Below are 18974 nucleotides of genomic sequence, written 5' to 3'. Positions count from 1 at the left end.
TTAGTCTGCGGCCTTGGCCTTTTCAACCAATTCCTCGATCACCCGGCCCCAAACCTCAGGGGGCTGCGCGCCCGAGACGACGTATTGCTGCGCGATCAGAAAGGTCGGCACGGCGCTAACCCCTTTGGCGCGGGCGTCGGCGTCGCGGGCGCGGATATCATCGGCGTCGGCGTCACTGGCCAAAAGCCGGGCTGTCACCGCCCGGTCCATGCCAGCCGCCGCCGCGATATCGGCCAGAACGCCCGCATTGCCGATATCGCGCCCCTCGCGCCAATAGGCGCGCATGATGGCCGAGACCACGGCCGTCTGCCGCCCCTCAAGCCCCGCCCAATGGATCAGCCGGTGTGCGTCCAGCGTGTTGGGCATCCGCCGGGGTGTGTCCGGGTCAATTTCGGCCCCTGCAGCGCGGCTTGCCTCTTTCAGCCGCAAATGTATCTGGACCAAGCGGTCCTCTCCAAACTTCGCAGCCAGATAGTCGTGCTTGTCCACGCCTTCAGCGGGCATATCGGGGTTCAGTTGGAACGGGTGCCATTCAATGCGAAACGGGTGGTCGGCATGGGCCTCAAGCGCGCGATCGAGATTGGCCTTGCCGATATAGCACCAGGGGCAAACCGGATCGGAGAAGATATCAAGCCTGATCATCATGGGCGTCCTGCAGGGCGGCGCGCAGGGCGCGGCGGTTGAGTTTGAGGTTGGCATTGCGCGGCAAGTGGTCCAGCCGGACCCAAAGCCTTGGCTGTTTATAGCGCGCCAAATGGGTGTTGGCATGGGCGGCAAGCGCAGGCTCTTCGGCCGTGCCGAGATAGGCGCAGGCCAGAATTCGGGTGCCGGGGGCGACCTCCACCTCGGTCACAGCGCAGTCGGTCAGACCGGGGCAGGTGGCCATGGCCGCCTCTACCTCTTGCGGAGCGACGCGAAAGCCGCCGGGGTTCAGAATGTCATCGGCCCGGCCCAGATGGCGCAGAGCGCCCTCAGGTGTTTCCTCAACCAGATCGCCGGTCACGAACCAGTCACCCTGAAAGCGGCTGGCGGTTTCAGCCTCGGCTCCCAGATAGCCCAGCATCAATCCCGGATCGCTGCGATGCACCGCCAGAACGCCGGGCTGGCCTTGGGGCAGGGGCGCGCCATTGGCATCCAGAACCGCAATCTGGCGGCCCGTCTGGGCAAAGCCTGAGGCACCCTCAGGGGCTGGGCGCTTGGGGCTGCCTGAGATGAAAGTGGAACATTCGGTCATGCCAAGCGCCTCGTGCAGATCGCTGCCCGTCACGTCCCGCCACTGGCGGCGCAGCGCGGGGGCCAGCGCCTCGCCCGCCGCCAAGCCGTGCCGCAGCGCGGGCAGGGGCGGCAGGGCCGTTTTCAGCATCTGGCGAAAGATCCCCGGCGCACCGGCCAAGATCGTCGCGCCATGGCGAGCCGCCAAACCGCCAAGATCGCCCGCCGCCGTACCCGGCGCTGGCACCAGCGCTGTGGCCCCGTTCACCCAAGGGTCCAAAAGCCCGGTGCCCAGCGTGAAGGTCCAGTTCATGGCACCCGCATGCAACAGGCGGTCGGTGGGGCCCAGCCCCTCCCAGCCTTGATGCATCATGCCCCGCGCCCAGAGCGCCCGATGCGCGTGCTGCACCGCCAAAGCACGGCCTGAGGTGCCCGAGGTGAACACGATATAGGCCAACCGGTCCGGGTCGCCCATCTGGTAAGCGCATGGGGCAAGGCGCTGCATCGCCATCAGATCGGCGGCAGGCAGTACCGGGGCCACGCAGTCAGGCAGGGCAATCCCCGCATCAGCCACCACCAGGGCAGGCGCGACAAGCGCGGCCATCCGCGTGATCTCGGCCTCGGTCAGCGCGGCGGCCGTTGGCACGGGCACAAAGCCCGCCGCAATCGCCCCAAGATAGGCCAAGGGAAAGGCCGCCGAATTGCCCAAGCGCAGCAAGATACGGCTGCCCGGTGCAAGCCCCAGGCCCAAAAGCCCGGTGCCAATGCCACGCACCGCAGCCTCGATCTGAGAATAGCTCCAGACCTCCGTCCGGTCGGCATGCATGATCTCAAGCGCCGGCTTGTCGCCCAAATCACTGGCATGATGCAGTGCATGGGTGGCCAGATTGAACGGGGCAGGGCAGCTTGGGAATTCCATGCGCCATTGCTAGCTTGGGCCTTCGCAGGCTTCAATGGGTCATGGTGCGCAGAAGCAATGCCTCGGCACTCTGGGGTTGAACCGCTGGGCCTTTCAGGCTAGGGCGTGCCCTATGTCGAGTGACCCCAAAAAGCTGATCCGCATCGCGCGGGAAACTGGCGATCAGGCCGGGGCCGAGGCGCTTGACCTTGGCCTGCGGGTGCGTGATCTTCGCAAGGCTAAGGGTTGGACGCTTGAGCAAGCGGCGGTGCAGGCGGGGCTCGCACGATCGACCTTGTCAAAGATCGAAAACGGTCAAATGTCACCCACCTATGAGGCGCTGAAGAAACTGGCGCAGGGCATGGGCATGTCGGTGCCGCAGCTGTTCACGCCGCCCGCCAAGCCTCAAGCCACCGCGCGCATGGCGGTGACCAAGATGGGCGAAGGGCAGGGCCATGCCACCACCACCTATGAGCACGAGCTGCTGGCGGGCGCGCTGACCAAAAAGCAGATGCTGCCCTACCGCGCCACCATTCGCGCCCGTGACCTTGAGGAGTTCGATGGCTGGGTGCGCCATGATGGTGAGGAGTTTCTTTATGTCCTCACCGGGGTCGTGCGGCTTTACACCGAGTTTTACGAACCCGTCGAGTTGCGCCGTGGCGACAGCGCCTATTACGACGCTTCCATGGGGCATAACGTGATTTCGGTTTCAGATGATGACGCCACGCTGCTGTGGGTCACCTCGCTGGCGTAAGAGGCCACGGCGGACAGGGCATGCCTATCTGATCTCGGTCAAGAAGAAGGCGGCCCCTTAGGGCCGCCCGATGCTCAGTTTCCAATCCAGCCCTGAACGGTGCGTGCCCCGCTCGAGACGTCTTCACCGACGCCCGAAATGGTGTTGCAGGCCGTCAGGCTGGCAAGGATGGCCAGTGCGAGAGCGATCTTCTTCATTCTTCCACCCAGAATGTTTCAGTATAGAACCCAGGGAACACCCCATAAATGGGCAGGTTTGCGGGATAGGTCAAGCGCGCGTCATGCGCAAGACGTGCCCGGTCCGAATACCAGATCGGCACCACATAACGCCCAGCGGTCAAGACACGATCCAACGCCTGCACAGCCGCACGATATTCGTCGGGATCGGCCGTTTGCAGCATAGTGGTGATCATGGCATCCACCGCAGGCGAGGTGATGCCGGCCAGATTGCGCGATCCGGGCACCGAAGCTTCGGCCGCACCCCAGTACAGCACCTGTTCATTGCCCGGCGACAGCGACAAAGACCGCACATAATGGGTCATGTCAAAGTTGAAATCGGTCACCCGCTGTTTGTACATCGCGGCATCCACCGTCGCGATCCGCGCCTCGATCCCCAGCCGCGTCAGGGCCTGAACATAGATATTGGCCGCTGCGATCAGATCGTCCGATCCGTTTTGCAACAAGATCTCAAAGGCAAAGGGCGCGCCCGCCGCATCGACGAGACGGCCGTCTTGCACCGTCCAGCCCGCTTCTTCCAACAAGGTCACAGCGGCACGAAGGTTCTGGCGGTTGGCCTCGCTGCCATCAGACACCGGCAGGGCATAGCCTTCGATCGTGCCGGGCGGCAGATCGGCGGCAAATGGGGTCAGAAGCTCCAACACCCGACCGGAAGCTGGGTTGGCCATATCACCCGACAACTGCGAATTGGAGTAATACGAAGCAATCCGGGGCAGGGCGCCGCCGTTCAGCGTGCTGTTGATGAGTTCAAAGTTGAACGCGAGGGTCATGGCCTCGCGCACGCGCCAATCGGCAAAGAGCGGCTTGCGCGTGTTCATCGCAAAGCCTTCAATCCCCGAAGGGCGCTGATGGGGCAGTTCGGCCAGCTTGACCTTGCCCTCGCTGACAGCGGGGAAATTGTAATTGGTCAGCCATTTGGCGGGATTGCTTTCCAGCCACAGAGACAGCTCACCCGCGCGAAATGCTTCGAACACCACGCCGGCGCCGCCAAAATACTCGACGGTGATCTCGTCGAAATTGTGCAGACCGCGGTTGAAGGGCAGATCCTTGCCCCACCAATCTGGGTTCTTGCGATAGGTGATCGTTTGCCCCGGCTGGGCATCGGCCACAACATAAGGGCCCGAACCGATCGGTGCCTCAAGACTTGTCTCGTCAAAGGGCCGGTCCTGCCATTGCGCCTTTTGCAAGATCGGGCGCAGGCCAAGGATCAATGGCAATTCACGATCCTCGGTGTTGAAGGTAAACTTTACCGAACGCGGACCGGTCGCCTCGGCCGATGCGATCTTTTTCCACGCCGTGTGATAGCGCGGGCTGCCCAGCGTGCCGAGCGTTTCAAATGACCACAGCACATCCTCGACCGTCACCGGATTTCCGTCTGAGAATCGGGCACCTTCCCGCAGGGTGAATTCGACGAAGGTGCGGGCTGCATCGGTATCAACCGTCTCGGCCAAAAGACCGTAAAGCGTGAAGGGCTCATCGATGGAACGGCCCATCAGCGTCTCAACCGTCAATGCCGACAACTGGCTTGGGGCCTGCCCTTTGACGATGAACGGGTTCAGCGAATCGAATCCCCCCGATTCGCCCAAGACCAGCGTGCCGCCTTTGGGCGCATCGGGGTTGGCATAGGGCAGAGACACAAAATCAGGTGGGAGGGCGGGTTGGCCATACATAGCTATGCCATACATAGGCTCGGCCCGGGCAAATCCAGCTGAGAAAGCTCCCACGGAGCCAAGCGCGATGACGACCAGGGCCTTGATGCCACTGCGTGCAAAATGCTGTTTCATTCCGGCAACAATCCCTTTTTGCCTGCGTTATCAGCCTCCTTGTTACGCTGGCCTTTGATGGGATGCAAATTTTTGGCTTGGATCGGGTGTCGATGAGGGCTATAACAGTGTCACTGCTCGATAGGTTTCTTGCCTGTATGAAACCTGCCTCAACGACTTAACGCCGGCTTCGTGCCGGCGTTTTTTTTGGCGCATGGTGTGGGATCGGTCGACAGGTCTCTCTGTTTATCTCGCGCGACGGGTGCTGGATGTCTCAGCGCAAAGAAAACGGCCCCTTGCGCAAAAGAGGCCGAGGCACCCTAGATTGGGGCACGCAAAGAGGCAGGGACCGTTCGGCCCTGACATCCGCTCAGAATAAAAGTCCCGCCTCTTTCACAACATCGGCATCGGCAAAGCTGCCCAGCCCAATCGCCTCCAGCTTTAGGTTCTTCAGCGTCAGGTTCAGCCCATCAGCCTGATACACCACATCCTTGCCAACCTGTTTGGCGCCATCAAAGAAGTGCTTAAAGCTTTCCTCCGCCCCACCGGTTGCCAAATTCACCAGCACATCGCCCCGCGTGAAGTCTGTCACAGTGAGGCGCCCTTCGTCTTTGGTGTTGAACACAAACACATCCGCGTCGCGGCCGCCCGACAGACGATCCGTGCCGCCCGCCCCATAGAGAATGTCGCGACCCGTCGAGCCGGACAGCCGGTCATCGCCCTGACCGCCCAGAATGCGATCATTCCCGGCCCCGCCGTTTAGGGTGTTGTTGCCCTCTTGGTCGATCAGGAAATCATGGCCATTGCCCCCGTTCAAAAGGTCATTGCCTTTGCCACCGTTCAACAGATCATCGCCCGCAGCACCGTTGATCCTGTCATTCCCGGCGTTGCCCATCATCACATCGGCCATCCTTGACCCGACAAGATTGTCAGTGAGATCAGAGCCTTCAACGACGTTTTTCAGGGGTGAAAAGAACGAATGTGTCACCCCTTCATGCAGGTTTGACAGCTTGTCGAACATCTCGATCACATGTTTCACATGGTTCCAAAACTGTGCGCCGGACATATCTGCCAGTTTCTCGACCGGCAGATTCAGCCCGCCCAGTTTGTGGCTTTCCACCAGACTAAAGTGGCGGCCCTCTTGCGAAAGGTTGGCCAAAGCAAGACTGTCGACCGTGCCCCGCATCAGCGCGCCCGTCTCGCGATCACAGGCAAATCCCTTGCCGGTGATGGTCACCTCAAGGGCGGCTTTATCCTCGAACACCAGCCGCATGGTAAAGGTGTTCGACGTCATCCGCGTGATGAATTCAGACATGGCAGCACTCCGCACATTCGGCTCCCAACACACGGAACCGATTTTCTGTGCCCCCGCCCAGACCAGGCTCCTTATCACGGTCAATCAAGGCGAGGGTTTGGTAGCATTTGGGTCAAATTCTGTCAGAGCAAGACTTTTGCGGGTCACGTGGGGCGGTCACACCCACTGGCATCTGCCGCGGCAAACGTTATGCTGCACTGCAACATAGGGGGCCAAGATGCTGAAGGGCAAAACTGCAATCATCACCGGGTCAAATTCCGGCATCGGTTTGGGCGTTGCCGAAGAACTGGCCCGCGCCGGGGCGGATGTAATCTTGAACAGCTTCACTGACCGGGCCGAGGATCATGATCTTGCCGCCGACCTTGGGCGGCGACATGGGGTGCAGGCACGCTATATCGCCGCCGATATGTCCAAGGCGGAGGACTGCCGCGCCTTGATCGAGTGGGTCGGGGCCTGCGATATTCTGGTGAACAATGCCGGCATTCAGCATGTCGCCCCGGTGGATGAATTCCCGATCGACAAATGGAACCAGATCCTTGCGATCAACCTCTCGTCTGCCTTTCACACGGCTGCCATTGCCCTGCCGATGATGCGCGCCAAGGGTTGGGGAAGGGTGGTGAACATCGCCTCTGCCCATGGGCTGACGGCATCGCCCTTTAAATCCGCCTATATCGCGGCGAAACATGGGGTCGTGGGCCTTTCCAAGACCATCGCGCTGGAAACGGCCGGGCAGGGCATCACCTGCAACGCGATTTGTCCCGGCTATGTGCTGACCCCTTTGGTCGAGGCGCAGATCCCCGATCAGATGAAGGTGCATGGCATGGACCGGGACACCGTCATCCGCGAGGTGATGCTCTTGCGCCAGCCAAGCCGCCAGTTTGCCACCACCGAACAGATCGGCGGTACCGTGGTGTACCTGTGCAGCCCGCACGCCGATCAGGTCACCGGCACGACAATCTCGGTCGATGGTGGTTGGACGGCCCTTTAGCCATCGCGCCGCCGTCAGCGCGCCGCGATGGCAATCTGCATCTGATCTTTAGTGGCTGGGTATACCAGCCCCGCCGAGACGATCAGCTTCACCGCCTCATCGGCCTTGAGATCCAGAATGATCACATCGCTTTCGGGGACAAAAATCAGCATGCCCGAGGTCAAGGGCGTCAGGCCGATGAACACCGCCACCATGCCCTCACCCTTGGGCAGCTTTTCAGCAATCTCGCCCTTTGGTTTGGTTGCCACCATGCCAACAGCCCAACATCCCTCGCGCGGGAATTGTACAAGGCAGGTGCGCTCAAAGTTCTTTTCTGACTTGGCAAAGAAGGTCTCGGTGATCTGTTTGACCCCCGAATAGACCGACCGCACCAAAGGCACGCGGTCGACAATCTCTTCGGCTTTGCGCACCATCGACCGGCCAATCAGCCCACGCGCCACCGATCCAACCAAAGCGGTAAAGACCAAGAACACCAAAACACCAAGGCCGCGCACCGGGAAATTCACCTCGGGGCCAAAGAAGCGGTGCATCAGGGCCTCGGGTTGATAGGCCGCAGGGATCAAGGGCAGGATCCAGCCATCAATCCAGCCGACCACACCCCAAACCACATAGATCGTCAGACCCACAGGCAAGACGACCACAAGCCCAGTCAGAAAAGAGGCGCGCAAGGCACCGAGGATAGACCGACGGGGTTCTTCTGACATGGCTGCTCCTGCTCTGTCAGGTCAATCTATGGACGCCAAGGCCCGCGGGCAATGGGTTAGATCAGATGACGTGCGATTGCAGCCGCAAGACGAGCATTGTTCAGCACCAAGGCGATATTGGCGGCCAGTGATCGCCCCTCGGTCAGCTCAAAAATCCGGTTGAGCAGAAAGGGCGTCACGGCCTTGGCGGCAATGCCCTGCGCCTCGGCCTCGGCCAGCGCGGCCTCAATTACTGGGCCAATCACATCGAGTTTAATCTCGTTGGCGACGGGGATGGGATTGGCCACCAATTGCCCGCCGGGGAGCCCCAAGATGCCTCTCAGGCGATGGGCCGCCGCAATGTCCTCGGCACGGTCCATCCGCAACGGAGATTTTAGGCCCGAATGGCGCGACCAAAAGGCGGGAAACTGATCCTGCCCAAAGGCTATGACTGGCACGCCTTGGGTCTCCAAGACCTCCAGCGTCTTGGGCAGGTCCAGAATGGCCTTGGCCCCGGCGGCCACAACGGTGACGGGGGTTTGGGCCAGTTCCATGAGATCGGCCGAGATGTCAAAGCTTGTCTCGGCCCAACGATGGACCCCGCCAATGCCACCGGTGGCAAAAACCTTGATCCCCGCAAGATGGGCGCAAATCATGGTGGCCGCCACCGTCGTGGCCCCGATGCCACCCGTGGCGAGACAGGCGGCCAAATCCGCCCGGCTCAACTTCGCCACCGATTTGGCCTGCCCAAGCTGATCCAACTCTGCCTCGGTCAGCCCGATGTGAATCTGCCCGCCCATGATGGCAATGGTCGCTGGCACCGCGCCATGGGCGCGCACCTCGGCCTCAACTGCACGCGCCGTCGCGACATTTTGGGGAAAGGGCATGCCATGGGTGATGATGGTAGATTCCAAGGCCACAATGGCGGCGCCTTCAGCGCACGCTTTGGCAACCTCGGGGGATAGGCGAAGCGGAAGGGTCATGTGCCGATATCTCCTGAAACATAGGTGGCGGCAGCGGCGAGCGCCCGGGAAAGCGCCGTGGGCCGATCTGCCCCGGCGCGCTCAGCCACAATATGGGCGGCCATGAAGGTGTCACCCGCACCGGTGACCCTCGCCACCATAACGGGCGGCGGGCGGTCAACGATCACGCCAAGCCCGGCAGTGCCTTCGGCACAGGGGCGACCGCCATCAGTGACCAAAACCCGCGCCGCACCCCGCGCCAACAGCGCCTCGGCCGCCGCCGCCGCTGTCAGGGTCTGCCCGCGTGTCAAGAGATTGGCCTCTTCAAGGTTCACATAAAGGGTGGCCTTGGGATGCTGCAGCAAGGGCAACAGCCGCTCGGCCTTGCCGGGGCTGGCCGGAGCCACCCGCAAATCTGCCGCGGCAAAGAGGGGCGAGGCAGCAATTTCGCCCAAAAGCTGCTCGGTCAAATTGCCGTCGAGCGCAATCAGACCACGCCACGGCGCTTCGGCACGCCCCAGCGCGCCATTGGCCAAAGGCCGCAAAATCTTGTCGCCAGCCGCCTCGAGCGAATGGGCATCGGCTATCGCTGCAATCAGCCCATTTGCACCTTCAATCGCCATGTAGCGATCCGTTGGCAAATCCTCTGACCGATAGACGTGATCGGTGAGCAACCCCATCCGCGCGCAAGCGGCCACCAGCTCATCCCCCTCGGGATCGCGACCAATCGCGGACAAAAGGGCCGGGCGCATCCCAAACCGCGCCAAGGTCATTGCGATGTTCATCGCGACCCCACCGGGCAGCCGCGTGATCCGCCCCGGCACATCCGAACCAAGCCGCATGGATGCGGGCGAGCGGCCGATGATGTCCCACAGGATTGAGCCGATGCAGAGGATATCAGGTGTCATGGCCCTTACATCGCCGAAGCCAAAGCGCGGCGCAAGACGCAAGCCTTGGAAGCCTCCGGCGGGAGTATTTCGCAAGGCGCAAATCCAAGAGCGCACGAGATAAGGGATTTGCGCCTTTCCAAATACTCATCTTTGCGACCATAGACCCTGAGAAAGCTTGCAAAATTGGGCGATTTTCAACCCTATCGCCCCGCAAACCCCTTGCGATTGCTGCAGCGCCGGGATAAGGACGCGACACTTCACAGGTGTGGCTTGGGTGCTGCGGGGAGAAATCCCGCATCATCCGCCGGTTGGGGGAAACCCTGAAGACGGCTGCGCCAAGGTTCAAACCGGAAAAGGATAAGACATGGCTCTTCCCGAGTTCTCCATGCGTCAGCTGTTGGAAGCTGGCGTTCACTACGGTCACCAGACCGCCCGCTGGAATCCCCGCATGGGCGAGTATATCTACGGTGACCGCAACGGCATCCATATTCTCGACCTGACGCAGACCGTCCCGATGCTGGACGCCGCGCTCAAGGTTGTGCGCGACACCGTCGCCAAAAACGGCCGCATCCTCTTTGTTGGCACCAAGCGTCAGGCGCAAAAGCCGATCGCTGAGGCTGCCGAAAAGTGCGCCCAGTTCTACATGAACCACCGCTGGCTCGGTGGCACGCTGACCAACTGGCAGACCGTGTCCAAGTCGATCCAGCGTCTGAAGCAGATCGATGAGATCCTTGGCGCAGGCGGCGAAGGCCTGACCAAGAAAGAGCGTCTCATGATGGAACGCGATCAGGCCAAGCTGCAGGCCAGCTTGGGCGGCATCCGCGAAATGGGCGGCACCCCCGATCTGATCTTCGTGATCGATGTTGGCAAGGAAGACCTCGCCATCCTTGAAGCGCAAAAGCTGGGCATTCCGGTTGTCGGCGTGGTCGACACCAACTGCTCGCCCAAGGGCGTTGACTATGTCATCCCCGGCAACGACGATGCGGCCCGTGCCATTGGCCTGTATTGCGACCTGATCGCCCGCGCCGCATTGGACGGTATGTCGGCGCAGATGGGTGCAGCCGGGGTCGACCTTGGCGCCTTGGAAGAGGCACCCGCCGAGGAAGCTGCCGAGGCCTAATCGGCCTTGTCATATCCTTGACATCTGGCGGGGGGATTACTCCCCGTCACTCCCTTTCAGGAATTCAGGAGTCTGAAAAATGACCGCAATCACCGCCGCAATGGTGAAGGAACTGCGCGATTCGACCGGCGCAGGCATGATGGACGCGAAGAAAGCGTTGACCGAAGTGAATGGCGACATGGATGCCGCCGTTGACTGGCTGCGCACCAAAGGTCTGGCAAAGGCCGCCAAGAAGGCTGACCGTGTGGCCGCTGAGGGTCTGGTCGGTGTGGCCGTGTCGAACGGCAAAGGCGTGGCTGTCGAGATCAACTCGGAAACCGACTTTGTCGCCAAGAACGCCGACTTCCAAGCGCTGGTGCGCGAAGTGGCCAAGGTTGCCCTGACCGCTGGTGACTCGGTTGAGGTGGTGAAAGCCGCCCATCTGAATGGCAAGTCGGTGGACGAGACCATTCAGGAAACCATTGCCCGCATCGGCGAAAACATGACCTTCCGCCGCATGCATGTGCTGGAGGGCAGCACTGTGGTGTCTTACGTCCACAACGCTGCGGCCCCCGGCATGGGCAAAATCGGTGTGCTGGTTGCGCTGAATGGCGATGCTGCCAAGGCAGAAGAGATTGGCAAGCAATTCGCGATGCACATCGCGGCGACCAATCCTTTGTCCCTGTCCGAAGCCACCCTTGACCCGATCGTGGTTGAACGGGAATTGGCCGTGCAAACCGCCAAGGCGCTGGAAGAAAACGCAGCGTCCGCCAAGCCGAAGCCTGATGCTGTTATTCACAACAACATCATCCCGGGCCGCATGAAGCGCTTCCTGTCGGAAAACACGCTTCTGGGTCAGGCATTCGTCATCAACCCCGACCTGACGGTTGAGGCGGCAGCCAAAGAAGCTGGCGTCGAGATCACCGGCTATGCCCGTGTCATGGTGGGCGAAGGCGTTGAGAAGAAAGAAGAAGATTTCGCGGCGGAAGTTGCGAAGATGGTTCAGGGCTAAGCCCGAACAGATTTTGCACGCATGTGCAGGGCAGGGGGCCAGCGGCAGCGCTGGCCCTTTTGCATTGGGCTGCGCAGGCATGGGGAATCTTCCTGGGTTGGCGCAGCTTTCTTTGGCTTTCTGATATCGCTGCCCGGCGAAATGTTCCGGCTGTCTTGTTCTTATGCGGGCCGTTGTCTATCCAAGGGCCCATGATGCGCCGTCGAGAGCGACGGGATCATCGTTGCGCGGGATAGCAGATGACAAAGACAGCATATGACGTGGTGGTGATTGGTGGCGCGGTGATGGGGGCTTCTTGCGCCTTTTGGCTGACCAAGATGCAGCCGGGCCTGTCGGTTTTGGTTGTCGAACAAGACCCAAGCTTTGCCCGCGCCTCTACCGCATTGTCGGTGGCCTCGATCCGCTCGCAGTTTTCGACCGGGGTCAATGTCGCAATCTCGCGCTTTGGCATTGATTTCATTCGTAACTTTCAGGATCAGCTGGGTCACGACGTGGGCATTCCCACCTTAGGCTTCAAGGAAAACGGCTATCTCTTCCTGGCCCACAGCCCCGAAGGCGCCGATCTTCTGAGCGAACTTGCGCAGATGCAGCGGGGGCAGGGGGCGGCGACGGAGGTGTGGAGCCCGGCTCAGACCCAAGCCCGCTTTCCATGGTTGAACGTCGAAGATATCGCTGCCGCCAGCTTTGGCCCGCGCGATGAGGGCTGGTTTGACAATATGGGCCTGCTGTCCGGCTTCCGCGCCGCCGCCAAGGCGCAAGGCGTGCAGTTCATCACCGACGAGGCGCTGGGGCTTGAGATGTCTGGCGGACGCGTCACGGCGGTGACCTTGCGCAAATCCGGGCGCGTGGCCTGCGGCCATGCGGTAAACGCCGCCGGAACCCGAGCCGCTGTGGTGGCGGGCTGGGCTGGGCTGACTGTGCCGGTGGAACCGCGCAAACGCACGGTCTTTGTCATTGACGCACCGAACGCCCGACATCCCGATGCGCCGCTTTTGGTCGACACCGGCTTTTACCTGCGCCCGGAACACGGCGGCCAATGGATCACGGCAACCGTGCCGGCCGAGGATGGGCCTTGCGCAGCCGATGACTTCGAACCCGATCTGCATCTCTTTGAAGACGTGATCTGGGAGCAGCTTTACCACCGCGCACCGGGCTTTGACGCGGTCAAGGTCGTGCGCCATTGGGTTGGCCATTACGCCTATAACACACTGGACCAGAACGCGATTCTTGGGCCGCATCCAGATGTGCCGAACCTGCTGTTCATGAACGGCTTTTCCGGCCATGGGCTGCAGCAATCTCCCGCCATTGGACGCGGCATCGCTGAGTATCTGCTCACCGGTAGTTGGCAAAGTCTTGATCTGTCGGATCTCTCGATCGACCGTGTGATCGCTGGCAAGCCATTTGCAGAAAAGCACGTGGTTTAACGGTGTTACTAGACGATCTAGGCTATCGGTGGCGCTAGGTTATTGCGAATACATTACATAATATAGATTATGCGATAATTTGAACATCCAAATCCGACACCCTTTGTCGGTCACCAAAGCGCGCCAGCTAAGAAACTGCACATTCTGGGCCGATCATCTATCGGAGATCAGCATGACCCTACGCCGTACCCCCTTTCACGCCCTTGCCAGCGCCATGGGCGCGCAGATGGGTCCTGTCGGCGGCGGGTTTCTAAATGTGCACAGCTATGGAGATGTGCAGGCTGAACACCTGAACACGCGCGCGCATGTCGGCGTGCAAGACCTGTCCACGATGGGGAAAATTGATGTCAAAGGTCCCGAGGCCGAGGCCTTAGTGAACCACCTGATCGTCAACAACGCCGCCCAAATGCGCCCCGGCCAAGCCCGCTATGCCAGCGTCTGCACGCCGGATGGCGGGATCATGGATGACCTCACGGTATTCCGGTTGGCGGATGAGCATTTTCTGGTGGTGTCAGGCTCGCGCAACCGGATCAAGATGCGCGACTGGTTCTCGCACCATGCCACTGGCCGCCGTGCTTATGTCACCGATCAAACGGCCGCCATCGCCTTTCCCACAATCCAAGGCCCGAAGGCGCGCGCGCTTCTAAGTTCAGTGATTGAGGATGCTGATCTAACCAGCTTGAAACGCTGGAGTTTCACCCATGGCACGCTCAATGGGACGCGCGTCATGATCTCGCGAACCGGGGTCACGGGAGAGCTTGGATTTGAGCTTTTCGTGCCAGCGGATGAGGCTGCAAATGTCTGGAATACGCTCTTTGCAGCCGGTGGTGCGCTTGGGCTTCGGCCATATGGGGTGCTGGCGATGTTCACTTTGGGCTTGGAAAAGCTTTACCCGGCCCATGGCATCGATATGGATGAAAGCATAACCCCTTTCCACGTCGGAACCGATGCCTTCATCAAGTTTGACAAAGGTGATTTCATCGGGCGAGACGCACTGTTGCGCCAGCGTGATCAGGGGGTGGCCAGCACATGGGTCGGGCTTCTTCTGACAGGCACCACCCCTGCCCCAGAGCAAACACCGGTCATGGCTGAGGGGCGGCAGATCGGCCATATCACCTATTCTGACCACGGCTATTCCGTCGGTGCGGTGCTGGCCAGCGCCCATATCGAAACGGGTTTCGCGATTGAAAACACTCAGGTTTCGATTCTGGGCCAATCCGCAACCGTTCGGCGCAAAGCGTTCTTTGACCCCGAGGGGCAGCGGTTGCGATCATAAGGGAATTGGCGCACCCAGCACGATTCGAACGTGCGACCTTTGCCTTCGGAGGGCAACACTCTATCCAGCTGAGCTATGGGTGCCTGTAGCCCCTATAGCGCGCCACGCTCAGGGCTGCAACGCGAAATCACTGAAAAAGGTCGTGGCACAGCTCCAACGCCGAGACCAAGGCATCCACCTCTTCCACCGTGTTATAAAGGCCGAACGACGCCCGGCACGTGGCCCCAACGCCCAGATGCTCCATCAAGGGCATCGCGCAATGGGTTCCGGCACGCACCGCGATTCCGCGCTTGTCGAGCACGGTCGAGATGTCATGGGCATGGGCCGGACCTTCCAGCGTGAACGAGAAGATAGCCCCCTTCCCTGCCGAATTTCCTTGCACATGCAACCAGTTAAGACCGGCGAGCTTGTCACGGGCATAGTCACGAAGCCTGCGCTCATGGGCGGCGATGTTTTCCATCCCCAACCCCATCATATACTCAAGCGCCACACCGAGACCGATCTGCTGCACGATGCCGGGCGTGCCTGCCTCAAACTTCATCGGCGGATCATTCCACGTGACAGCCTCGCGCGAGACCTCGCGGATCATGTCACCGCCACCCAAGAAAGGCCGCATCTCGGCCTGCCGTTCGGCCCGGATATAGATCGCGCCCGACCCCGAGGGGCCATAAAGCTTGTGGCCGGTAAAGGCGTAAAAATCCGCGCCAAGATCCACCACATCCACCGGCATATGCACCGCCGCCTGCGAGCCGTCGACCAGCACTGGCACGCCCTTTTCTCGGGCGGCGCGGCATATCGCTTTCACATCAACAACAGTGCCCAACACATTGGACATATGCGTAATTGCGACAAGTTTGGTCTTAGGCCCAATCGCATCAATCACCGCCTGCGCGTCCAGATCGCCGTTGGCATCCACCTCGACCCATTTCAGCACCACGCCTTGGCGTTCACGCAAGAAATGCCAAGGCACAATATTGGCGTGATGCTCCATGATCGACAGCACGATCTCATCGCCGGGCTGCAACCGCGGCGCGGCCCAGCCATAGGACACAAGGTTGATCCCCTCCGTCGCACCCGAGGTAAAGACAATCTCGTCTTCTGACCCGGCCTTCAAAAACCGCGCGATGGTGCCGCGCACGGCCTCATACTTGTCGGTGGCAAGGTTCGAAAGGTAGTGCAGGCCCCTGTGAACATTGGCATATTCCATCGAATAGGCTTGGGTCACCGCATCAATCACCGCGCGCGGTTTTTGCGCTGAGGCCCCGTTGTCGAGGTATACCAGCGGCTTGCCGTTTACCGTGCGGGACAGGATCGGAAAATCGCCCCGGATGTGTGCGACGTCATACATTCTGGGGCACTCCGATCAAGAAAGCGAAAAGAAAAGCCGCACCAAGCGCCACCAGAAAACTCACAGCAAGAATGCCGAAAAACACCGCCACACCTGAACGGAACCCATGGAGTTCCGCGATAAACAGCGACAACAACACCGCATAAAGCGCAAAGCCCACAATCCCCACCAAAGGCGCCAGCCCGGGGACCAACACCATCGTCACAAGCTGGACAAGTTGTAGCGCGATTGGTGGGACCTGCACCCAGGCCACCAGCACCAGCGCTTGCGCCAGCGTGCCCGTCCCCCCAAAGCGGCCACCGACCCAATAGGCCAAAAACCCGGTGAGCGCCAAAACCGTAAACTGGATCAGCGCGGTGCGCAGTGGGCTGCCGAACATGGCCGCCACGCCCGGATCACCCTGAATGGGCGAGGCGAGAAAGCCAATGAAGCCCAGAAAGGCTGAGACGACAGACACCAGCAGCATCGCGCTCCAGCCCGTCTGCACCGGCAGGTTCAATGCTTTCAGCCTTGTCGCCGCTGCGCGCGGGTTAACAAGCGTCAGCCGCAAGAGATCTTGAAGAGTGTCCAGCGTCATGCCCCGCGCTCCGTTTCTCGCAACATCAAAACCCAACGGATCACGAACACCGCCCCGACAACCACACCCAGAGCTCTGGTCTGTTGCCCCTGCCCCAAAAAGGCCAGCGCCAAACCCATCAACAACATTGCTGGCGTGATGCTGGCCAAAGACCAAAACAGCGCCAACCGCGCCGAATACCAACTGCCCTGCCCGCCCATCGCCGCCGCCACCAACCGCGACAGCGCCGCCAGCGCATAGGCCAAGGGCATGACAAGCGCAAAAAGCCCCAAGGCAAAGCCGAACATTCGCTGTTCGATCGGCACTTCGGGCTGCATATGGCTTAACCGAGCGGCAACCGGCCATTGCGCGATGAAGGACACCAACAAAAAGGTGAACAGAAACGTAAAGAGGAACGCCTCAGAGCGCGGGCGCTGCAAGTGCTGGCGCACAACCCGCCGTGGGGCGCGCCAGCTGTCCATAATGTCCACCAACAGCGACATCTTAATGCTCGTGGCGATGCAGCCAGCCTTCCAGCCGGTCGCGGATATCATCGGCAATCGCTTCATCTTCGATCTCGGCAATCGCCTCGGCCAAGAAGGCCAGAACCAAAAGCGACTGCGCGGCTTTCAGCGGAACCCCACGCGAGCGCAAGTAATAGAGTGCCGTCTCATCGATCGCGCCCGAAGTGGAGCCGTGGCTGCACTTCACATCGTCGGCGTAAATCTCCAACTCGGGCTTGGCGAGGAACTGGCTCGCCTCATCGAGCAAAAGCGACTGGCTGATCTGATAGCCATCGGTCTTTTGCGCGCCGGGCTTGACCAGAATCTTGCCTTGAAACACGCCCACTGCGCCGTTCTTCAGCACTTTCTTGAACACCTGACGGCTTTCGCAGCGCTGACCAGCATGGGTGACAAACACCGTATCATCATGGTGAAAATCCCCGTCCCCCATGCAGGCTCCGGCAATATGGGCCGCCGCATCATCGCCCAAAAGCTCGATATAGGCGTCGTTGCGGGTCAGCCGACCATTGGCAGTCAGGGTAAAGGATTTGAACAGTGCAGCCTTAGCGATGCGTGCGAAAACATGGGTCGCAGCGCGGCGCTGATGGTCGCGGCCTTGGGTGCGCACATGGTGAAAGCGCGCGCCTTCGGCCACGTCCACCTCAAGCACCTTGTTCAGCCGCGCCGCGGCGGGGCCGTTTTCCAAGAGCGTCACCTCCGAGCCCGGCTCCATCTTCACAAAATGGTGGAGATTTGCGTCGGAAGTATTTGATGTGCGTAGACAAATCAAGGAAACGGGTTTTGATGGTTTTCCCGTTACGCGGATCAACACACCTGACTGCGCCATCGCGGTGTTCAGCGCCGCCAAGGGCCGTTCCACCGGAACCTGCCCGCGCGCCTCAAGCGTGCCGTACAAGCCCGCCGCCCAATGGCCCGCATCTGCCGCTGCATCGGAAAGATGCGCGATCTCAAGGCCTTCCAGCGTCAAAGCGTCAGATTGTGCCGGGTCAAAGACACCATCGACAAACACGATTTTCAGCCGATCAATCGCGGAAAAAGGACGCGGCTCGCCTTTGGTGTCGAAAAGATCAGCCTTTGGCGCAGAAGGCACCGTCAGGCTGGACGGGTCGGTATAGCGCCAGTACTCATCCCGCTTGCCCGGCAGGCCCATCGGCTGCAACCGGTCCAAGGCCGCCGTCTGCGCTGCGCCCAGCCAACCACCCTGCCCCGCAACCCGGCCCACCAGCCGCGCTGCCAGCGCGTCAGATTTTGCCTTCATCAGCCCCATCACTGCACCTCGGCCAGAAGATCGGCATAACCGTTGTTTTCCACCTCCAGCGCCAACTCTGGCCCGCCGGTTTTCACAATGCGTCCAGCCGCCATGATGTGCACCACATCGGGTTTGATATGGTCCAAAAGGCGCTGGTAATGGGTGATCACAAGGAACGAGCGCCCCGCATCGCGCAGCGCGTTGACCCCGTCAGAGACGAGTTTCATCGCATCCACATCCAAGCCGGAGTCGGTTTCATCCAAGATGCACATCTTGGGCTCTAGCATGGCCATCTGCAGGATTTCGTTGCGCTTTTTCTCACCGCCCGAAAAACCCACATTGACCGGGCGCTTCAGCATATCGGCGTCGATCTTGAGTGCCTTAGCCTTTTCGCGCACAAGCTTGAGGAAGTCGCCCGCAGACACTTCGTCTTCGCCACGCGCCTTGCGCTGTGCGTTCAGCGCGGTGCGCAGGAAGGTCATGTTGCCGACGCCAGGAATCTCCACCGGGTACTGGAAGGCCAGAAACAGGCCCGCCGCCGCGCGCGCTTCGGGCTCCATCTCCAACAGCTCTTCACCCAACAGCTTGGCCGACCCTGCGGTCACCTCATAGCCGTCACGGCCCGACAGAACATAGCTCAGCGTCGATTTGCCCGACCCGTTCGGACCCATGATCGCATGGACCTCACCCGCGCCGATGGTCAGATCCAGGCCGCGCAGAATGACCTTGTCCTCTTCGGCCAGTTTCACGTGAAGGTTCTTGATCTCAAGCATCTTGCGGTCCTC

At 60.7% G+C, this 18974-nt stretch carries 19 protein-coding genes and 1 tRNA gene; 6 read left to right on the top strand and 14 right to left on the bottom strand.

Annotated features, from left to right (window positions below; translation table 11 throughout):
* Both AC72UB_RS07700 and AC72UB_RS07695 read right to left on the bottom strand, forming a co-directional pair.
* Positions 1-642, bottom strand: a complete 642-nt coding sequence (locus AC72UB_RS07700) for a DsbA family oxidoreductase (RefSeq protein WP_505189247.1) — start codon at positions 640-642, stop codon at positions 1-3.
* On the bottom strand, positions 629-2131 hold the full coding sequence (locus AC72UB_RS07695; RefSeq protein ID WP_505189246.1) for a class I adenylate-forming enzyme family protein: 1503 nt from the start codon (positions 2129-2131) through the stop codon (positions 629-631). The genes AC72UB_RS07700 and AC72UB_RS07695 overlap by 14 nt, the downstream gene beginning before the upstream one ends.
* Positions 2132-2243: 112 nt before the next feature.
* On the opposite strand from AC72UB_RS07695, the gene AC72UB_RS07690 reads away from it, so the two are divergent.
* On the top strand, positions 2244-2864 hold the full coding sequence (locus tag AC72UB_RS07690; protein WP_505189245.1) for a helix-turn-helix domain-containing protein: 621 nt from the start codon (positions 2244-2246) through the stop codon (positions 2862-2864).
* A 74-nt stretch (positions 2865-2938) separates the two neighbouring features.
* On the opposite strand, the gene AC72UB_RS07685 is transcribed toward AC72UB_RS07690, so the two are convergent.
* From AC72UB_RS07685 to AC72UB_RS07675, 3 genes are all read right to left on the bottom strand, one after another.
* Positions 2939-3061, bottom strand: a complete 123-nt coding sequence (locus AC72UB_RS07685) for an entericidin EcnA/B family protein (protein ID WP_505189244.1) — start codon at positions 3059-3061, stop codon at positions 2939-2941.
* Positions 3058-4884 (bottom strand): extracellular solute-binding protein, encoded by a 1827-nt coding sequence (locus AC72UB_RS07680; protein WP_505189243.1) that lies wholly within the window; start codon positions 4882-4884, stop codon positions 3058-3060. Before AC72UB_RS07680 ends, AC72UB_RS07685 begins: the two co-directional genes overlap by 4 nt.
* A gap of 349 nt (positions 4885-5233) precedes the next feature.
* Positions 5234-6178: a calcium-binding protein gene (locus tag AC72UB_RS07675; protein ID WP_505189242.1), complete on the bottom strand. Its 945-nt coding sequence runs from the start codon at positions 6176-6178 to the stop codon at positions 5234-5236.
* 217 nt (positions 6179-6395) lie between these two features.
* On the opposite strand from AC72UB_RS07675, the gene AC72UB_RS07670 reads away from it, so the two are divergent.
* Positions 6396-7166 (top strand): 3-hydroxybutyrate dehydrogenase, encoded by a 771-nt coding sequence (locus tag AC72UB_RS07670; protein WP_505189241.1) that lies wholly within the window; start codon positions 6396-6398, stop codon positions 7164-7166.
* Between the two features lie 14 nt (positions 7167-7180).
* On the opposite strand, the gene AC72UB_RS07665 is transcribed toward AC72UB_RS07670, so the two are convergent.
* The 3 genes from AC72UB_RS07665 to AC72UB_RS07655 are packed head-to-tail and all read right to left on the bottom strand — an operon-like array spanning position 7181 to position 9719.
* A complete protein-coding gene (locus AC72UB_RS07665) occupies positions 7181-7870 on the bottom strand; it encodes a DUF502 domain-containing protein (RefSeq protein WP_505189240.1) in 690 nt (229 codons plus the stop codon).
* Between the two features lie 56 nt (positions 7871-7926).
* Positions 7927-8832 carry a pseudouridine-5'-phosphate glycosidase gene (locus AC72UB_RS07660; RefSeq protein ID WP_505189239.1) on the bottom strand — a complete coding sequence of 302 codons (906 nt, stop codon included), beginning with the start codon at positions 8830-8832 and terminating at the stop codon, positions 7927-7929.
* Positions 8829-9719 carry a PfkB family carbohydrate kinase gene (locus AC72UB_RS07655; protein WP_505189238.1) on the bottom strand — a complete coding sequence of 297 codons (891 nt, stop codon included), beginning with the start codon at positions 9717-9719 and terminating at the stop codon, positions 8829-8831. The genes AC72UB_RS07660 and AC72UB_RS07655 overlap by 4 nt, the downstream gene beginning before the upstream one ends.
* 346 nt (positions 9720-10065) lie before the next feature.
* Between AC72UB_RS07655 and rpsB the strand changes: the two genes are divergently transcribed.
* The 4 genes from rpsB to AC72UB_RS07635 all read left to right on the top strand — a co-directional run bounded on the left by rpsB (position 10066) and on the right by AC72UB_RS07635 (position 14512).
* Complete coding sequence (gene rpsB / locus AC72UB_RS07650) at positions 10066-10821, top strand: 30S ribosomal protein S2 (protein WP_505189237.1); 756 nt, start codon at positions 10066-10068, stop codon at positions 10819-10821.
* A 79-nt stretch (positions 10822-10900) separates the two neighbouring features.
* Positions 10901-11812, top strand: a complete 912-nt coding sequence (gene tsf / locus AC72UB_RS07645; RefSeq protein ID WP_505189236.1) for a translation elongation factor Ts — start codon at positions 10901-10903, stop codon at positions 11810-11812.
* Between the two features lie 239 nt (positions 11813-12051).
* A complete protein-coding gene (locus tag AC72UB_RS07640) occupies positions 12052-13236 on the top strand; it encodes an NAD(P)/FAD-dependent oxidoreductase (protein WP_505189235.1) in 1185 nt (394 codons plus the stop codon).
* Between the two features lie 172 nt (positions 13237-13408).
* Positions 13409-14512: an aminomethyl transferase family protein gene (locus tag AC72UB_RS07635; RefSeq protein WP_505189234.1), complete on the top strand. Its 1104-nt coding sequence runs from the start codon at positions 13409-13411 to the stop codon at positions 14510-14512.
* Positions 14513-14518: 6 nt separating this feature from the next.
* On the opposite strand, the gene AC72UB_RS07630 is transcribed toward AC72UB_RS07635, so the two are convergent.
* The 6 genes from AC72UB_RS07630 to sufC all read right to left on the bottom strand — a co-directional run bounded on the left by AC72UB_RS07630 (position 14519) and on the right by sufC (position 18962).
* Positions 14519-14595 (bottom strand) — tRNA-Arg (locus AC72UB_RS07630).
* Positions 14596-14639: 44 nt separating this feature from the next.
* A complete protein-coding gene (locus tag AC72UB_RS07625) occupies positions 14640-15860 on the bottom strand; it encodes a cysteine desulfurase (protein WP_505189233.1) in 1221 nt (406 codons plus the stop codon).
* Positions 15853-16437 carry a Yip1 family protein gene (locus AC72UB_RS07620; protein WP_505189232.1) on the bottom strand — a complete coding sequence of 195 codons (585 nt, stop codon included), beginning with the start codon at positions 16435-16437 and terminating at the stop codon, positions 15853-15855. The genes AC72UB_RS07625 and AC72UB_RS07620 overlap by 8 nt, the downstream gene beginning before the upstream one ends.
* On the bottom strand, positions 16434-16970 hold the full coding sequence (locus AC72UB_RS07615) for a YIP1 family protein (protein WP_505189231.1): 537 nt from the start codon (positions 16968-16970) through the stop codon (positions 16434-16436). The genes AC72UB_RS07620 and AC72UB_RS07615 overlap by 4 nt, the downstream gene beginning before the upstream one ends.
* The gene (gene sufD / locus AC72UB_RS07610; protein ID WP_505189230.1) at positions 16921-18207 is read right to left on the bottom strand and encodes a Fe-S cluster assembly protein SufD; all 1287 of its coding nucleotides are present in this window, start codon (positions 18205-18207) and stop codon (positions 16921-16923) included. Before sufD ends, AC72UB_RS07615 begins: the two co-directional genes overlap by 50 nt.
* Positions 18207-18962, bottom strand: coding sequence for a Fe-S cluster assembly ATPase SufC (sufC, locus tag AC72UB_RS07605; RefSeq protein WP_505189229.1), 756 nt, complete (start codon positions 18960-18962; stop codon positions 18207-18209). The genes sufD and sufC overlap by 1 nt, the downstream gene beginning before the upstream one ends.
* Between the last annotated feature and the right edge of the window lie 12 nt (positions 18963-18974).

The sequence above is a fragment of the Allotabrizicola aquatica (SeqCode) genome, from assembly GCF_965194375.1.
In the GTDB taxonomy this organism is placed as follows: Bacteria; Pseudomonadota; Alphaproteobacteria; order Rhodobacterales; family Rhodobacteraceae; genus Tabrizicola_A; species Tabrizicola_A aquatica.
The sequence above is the reverse complement of the archived record's forward strand: the minus strand, read 5'-3'. Positions and strand labels throughout refer to the sequence as shown.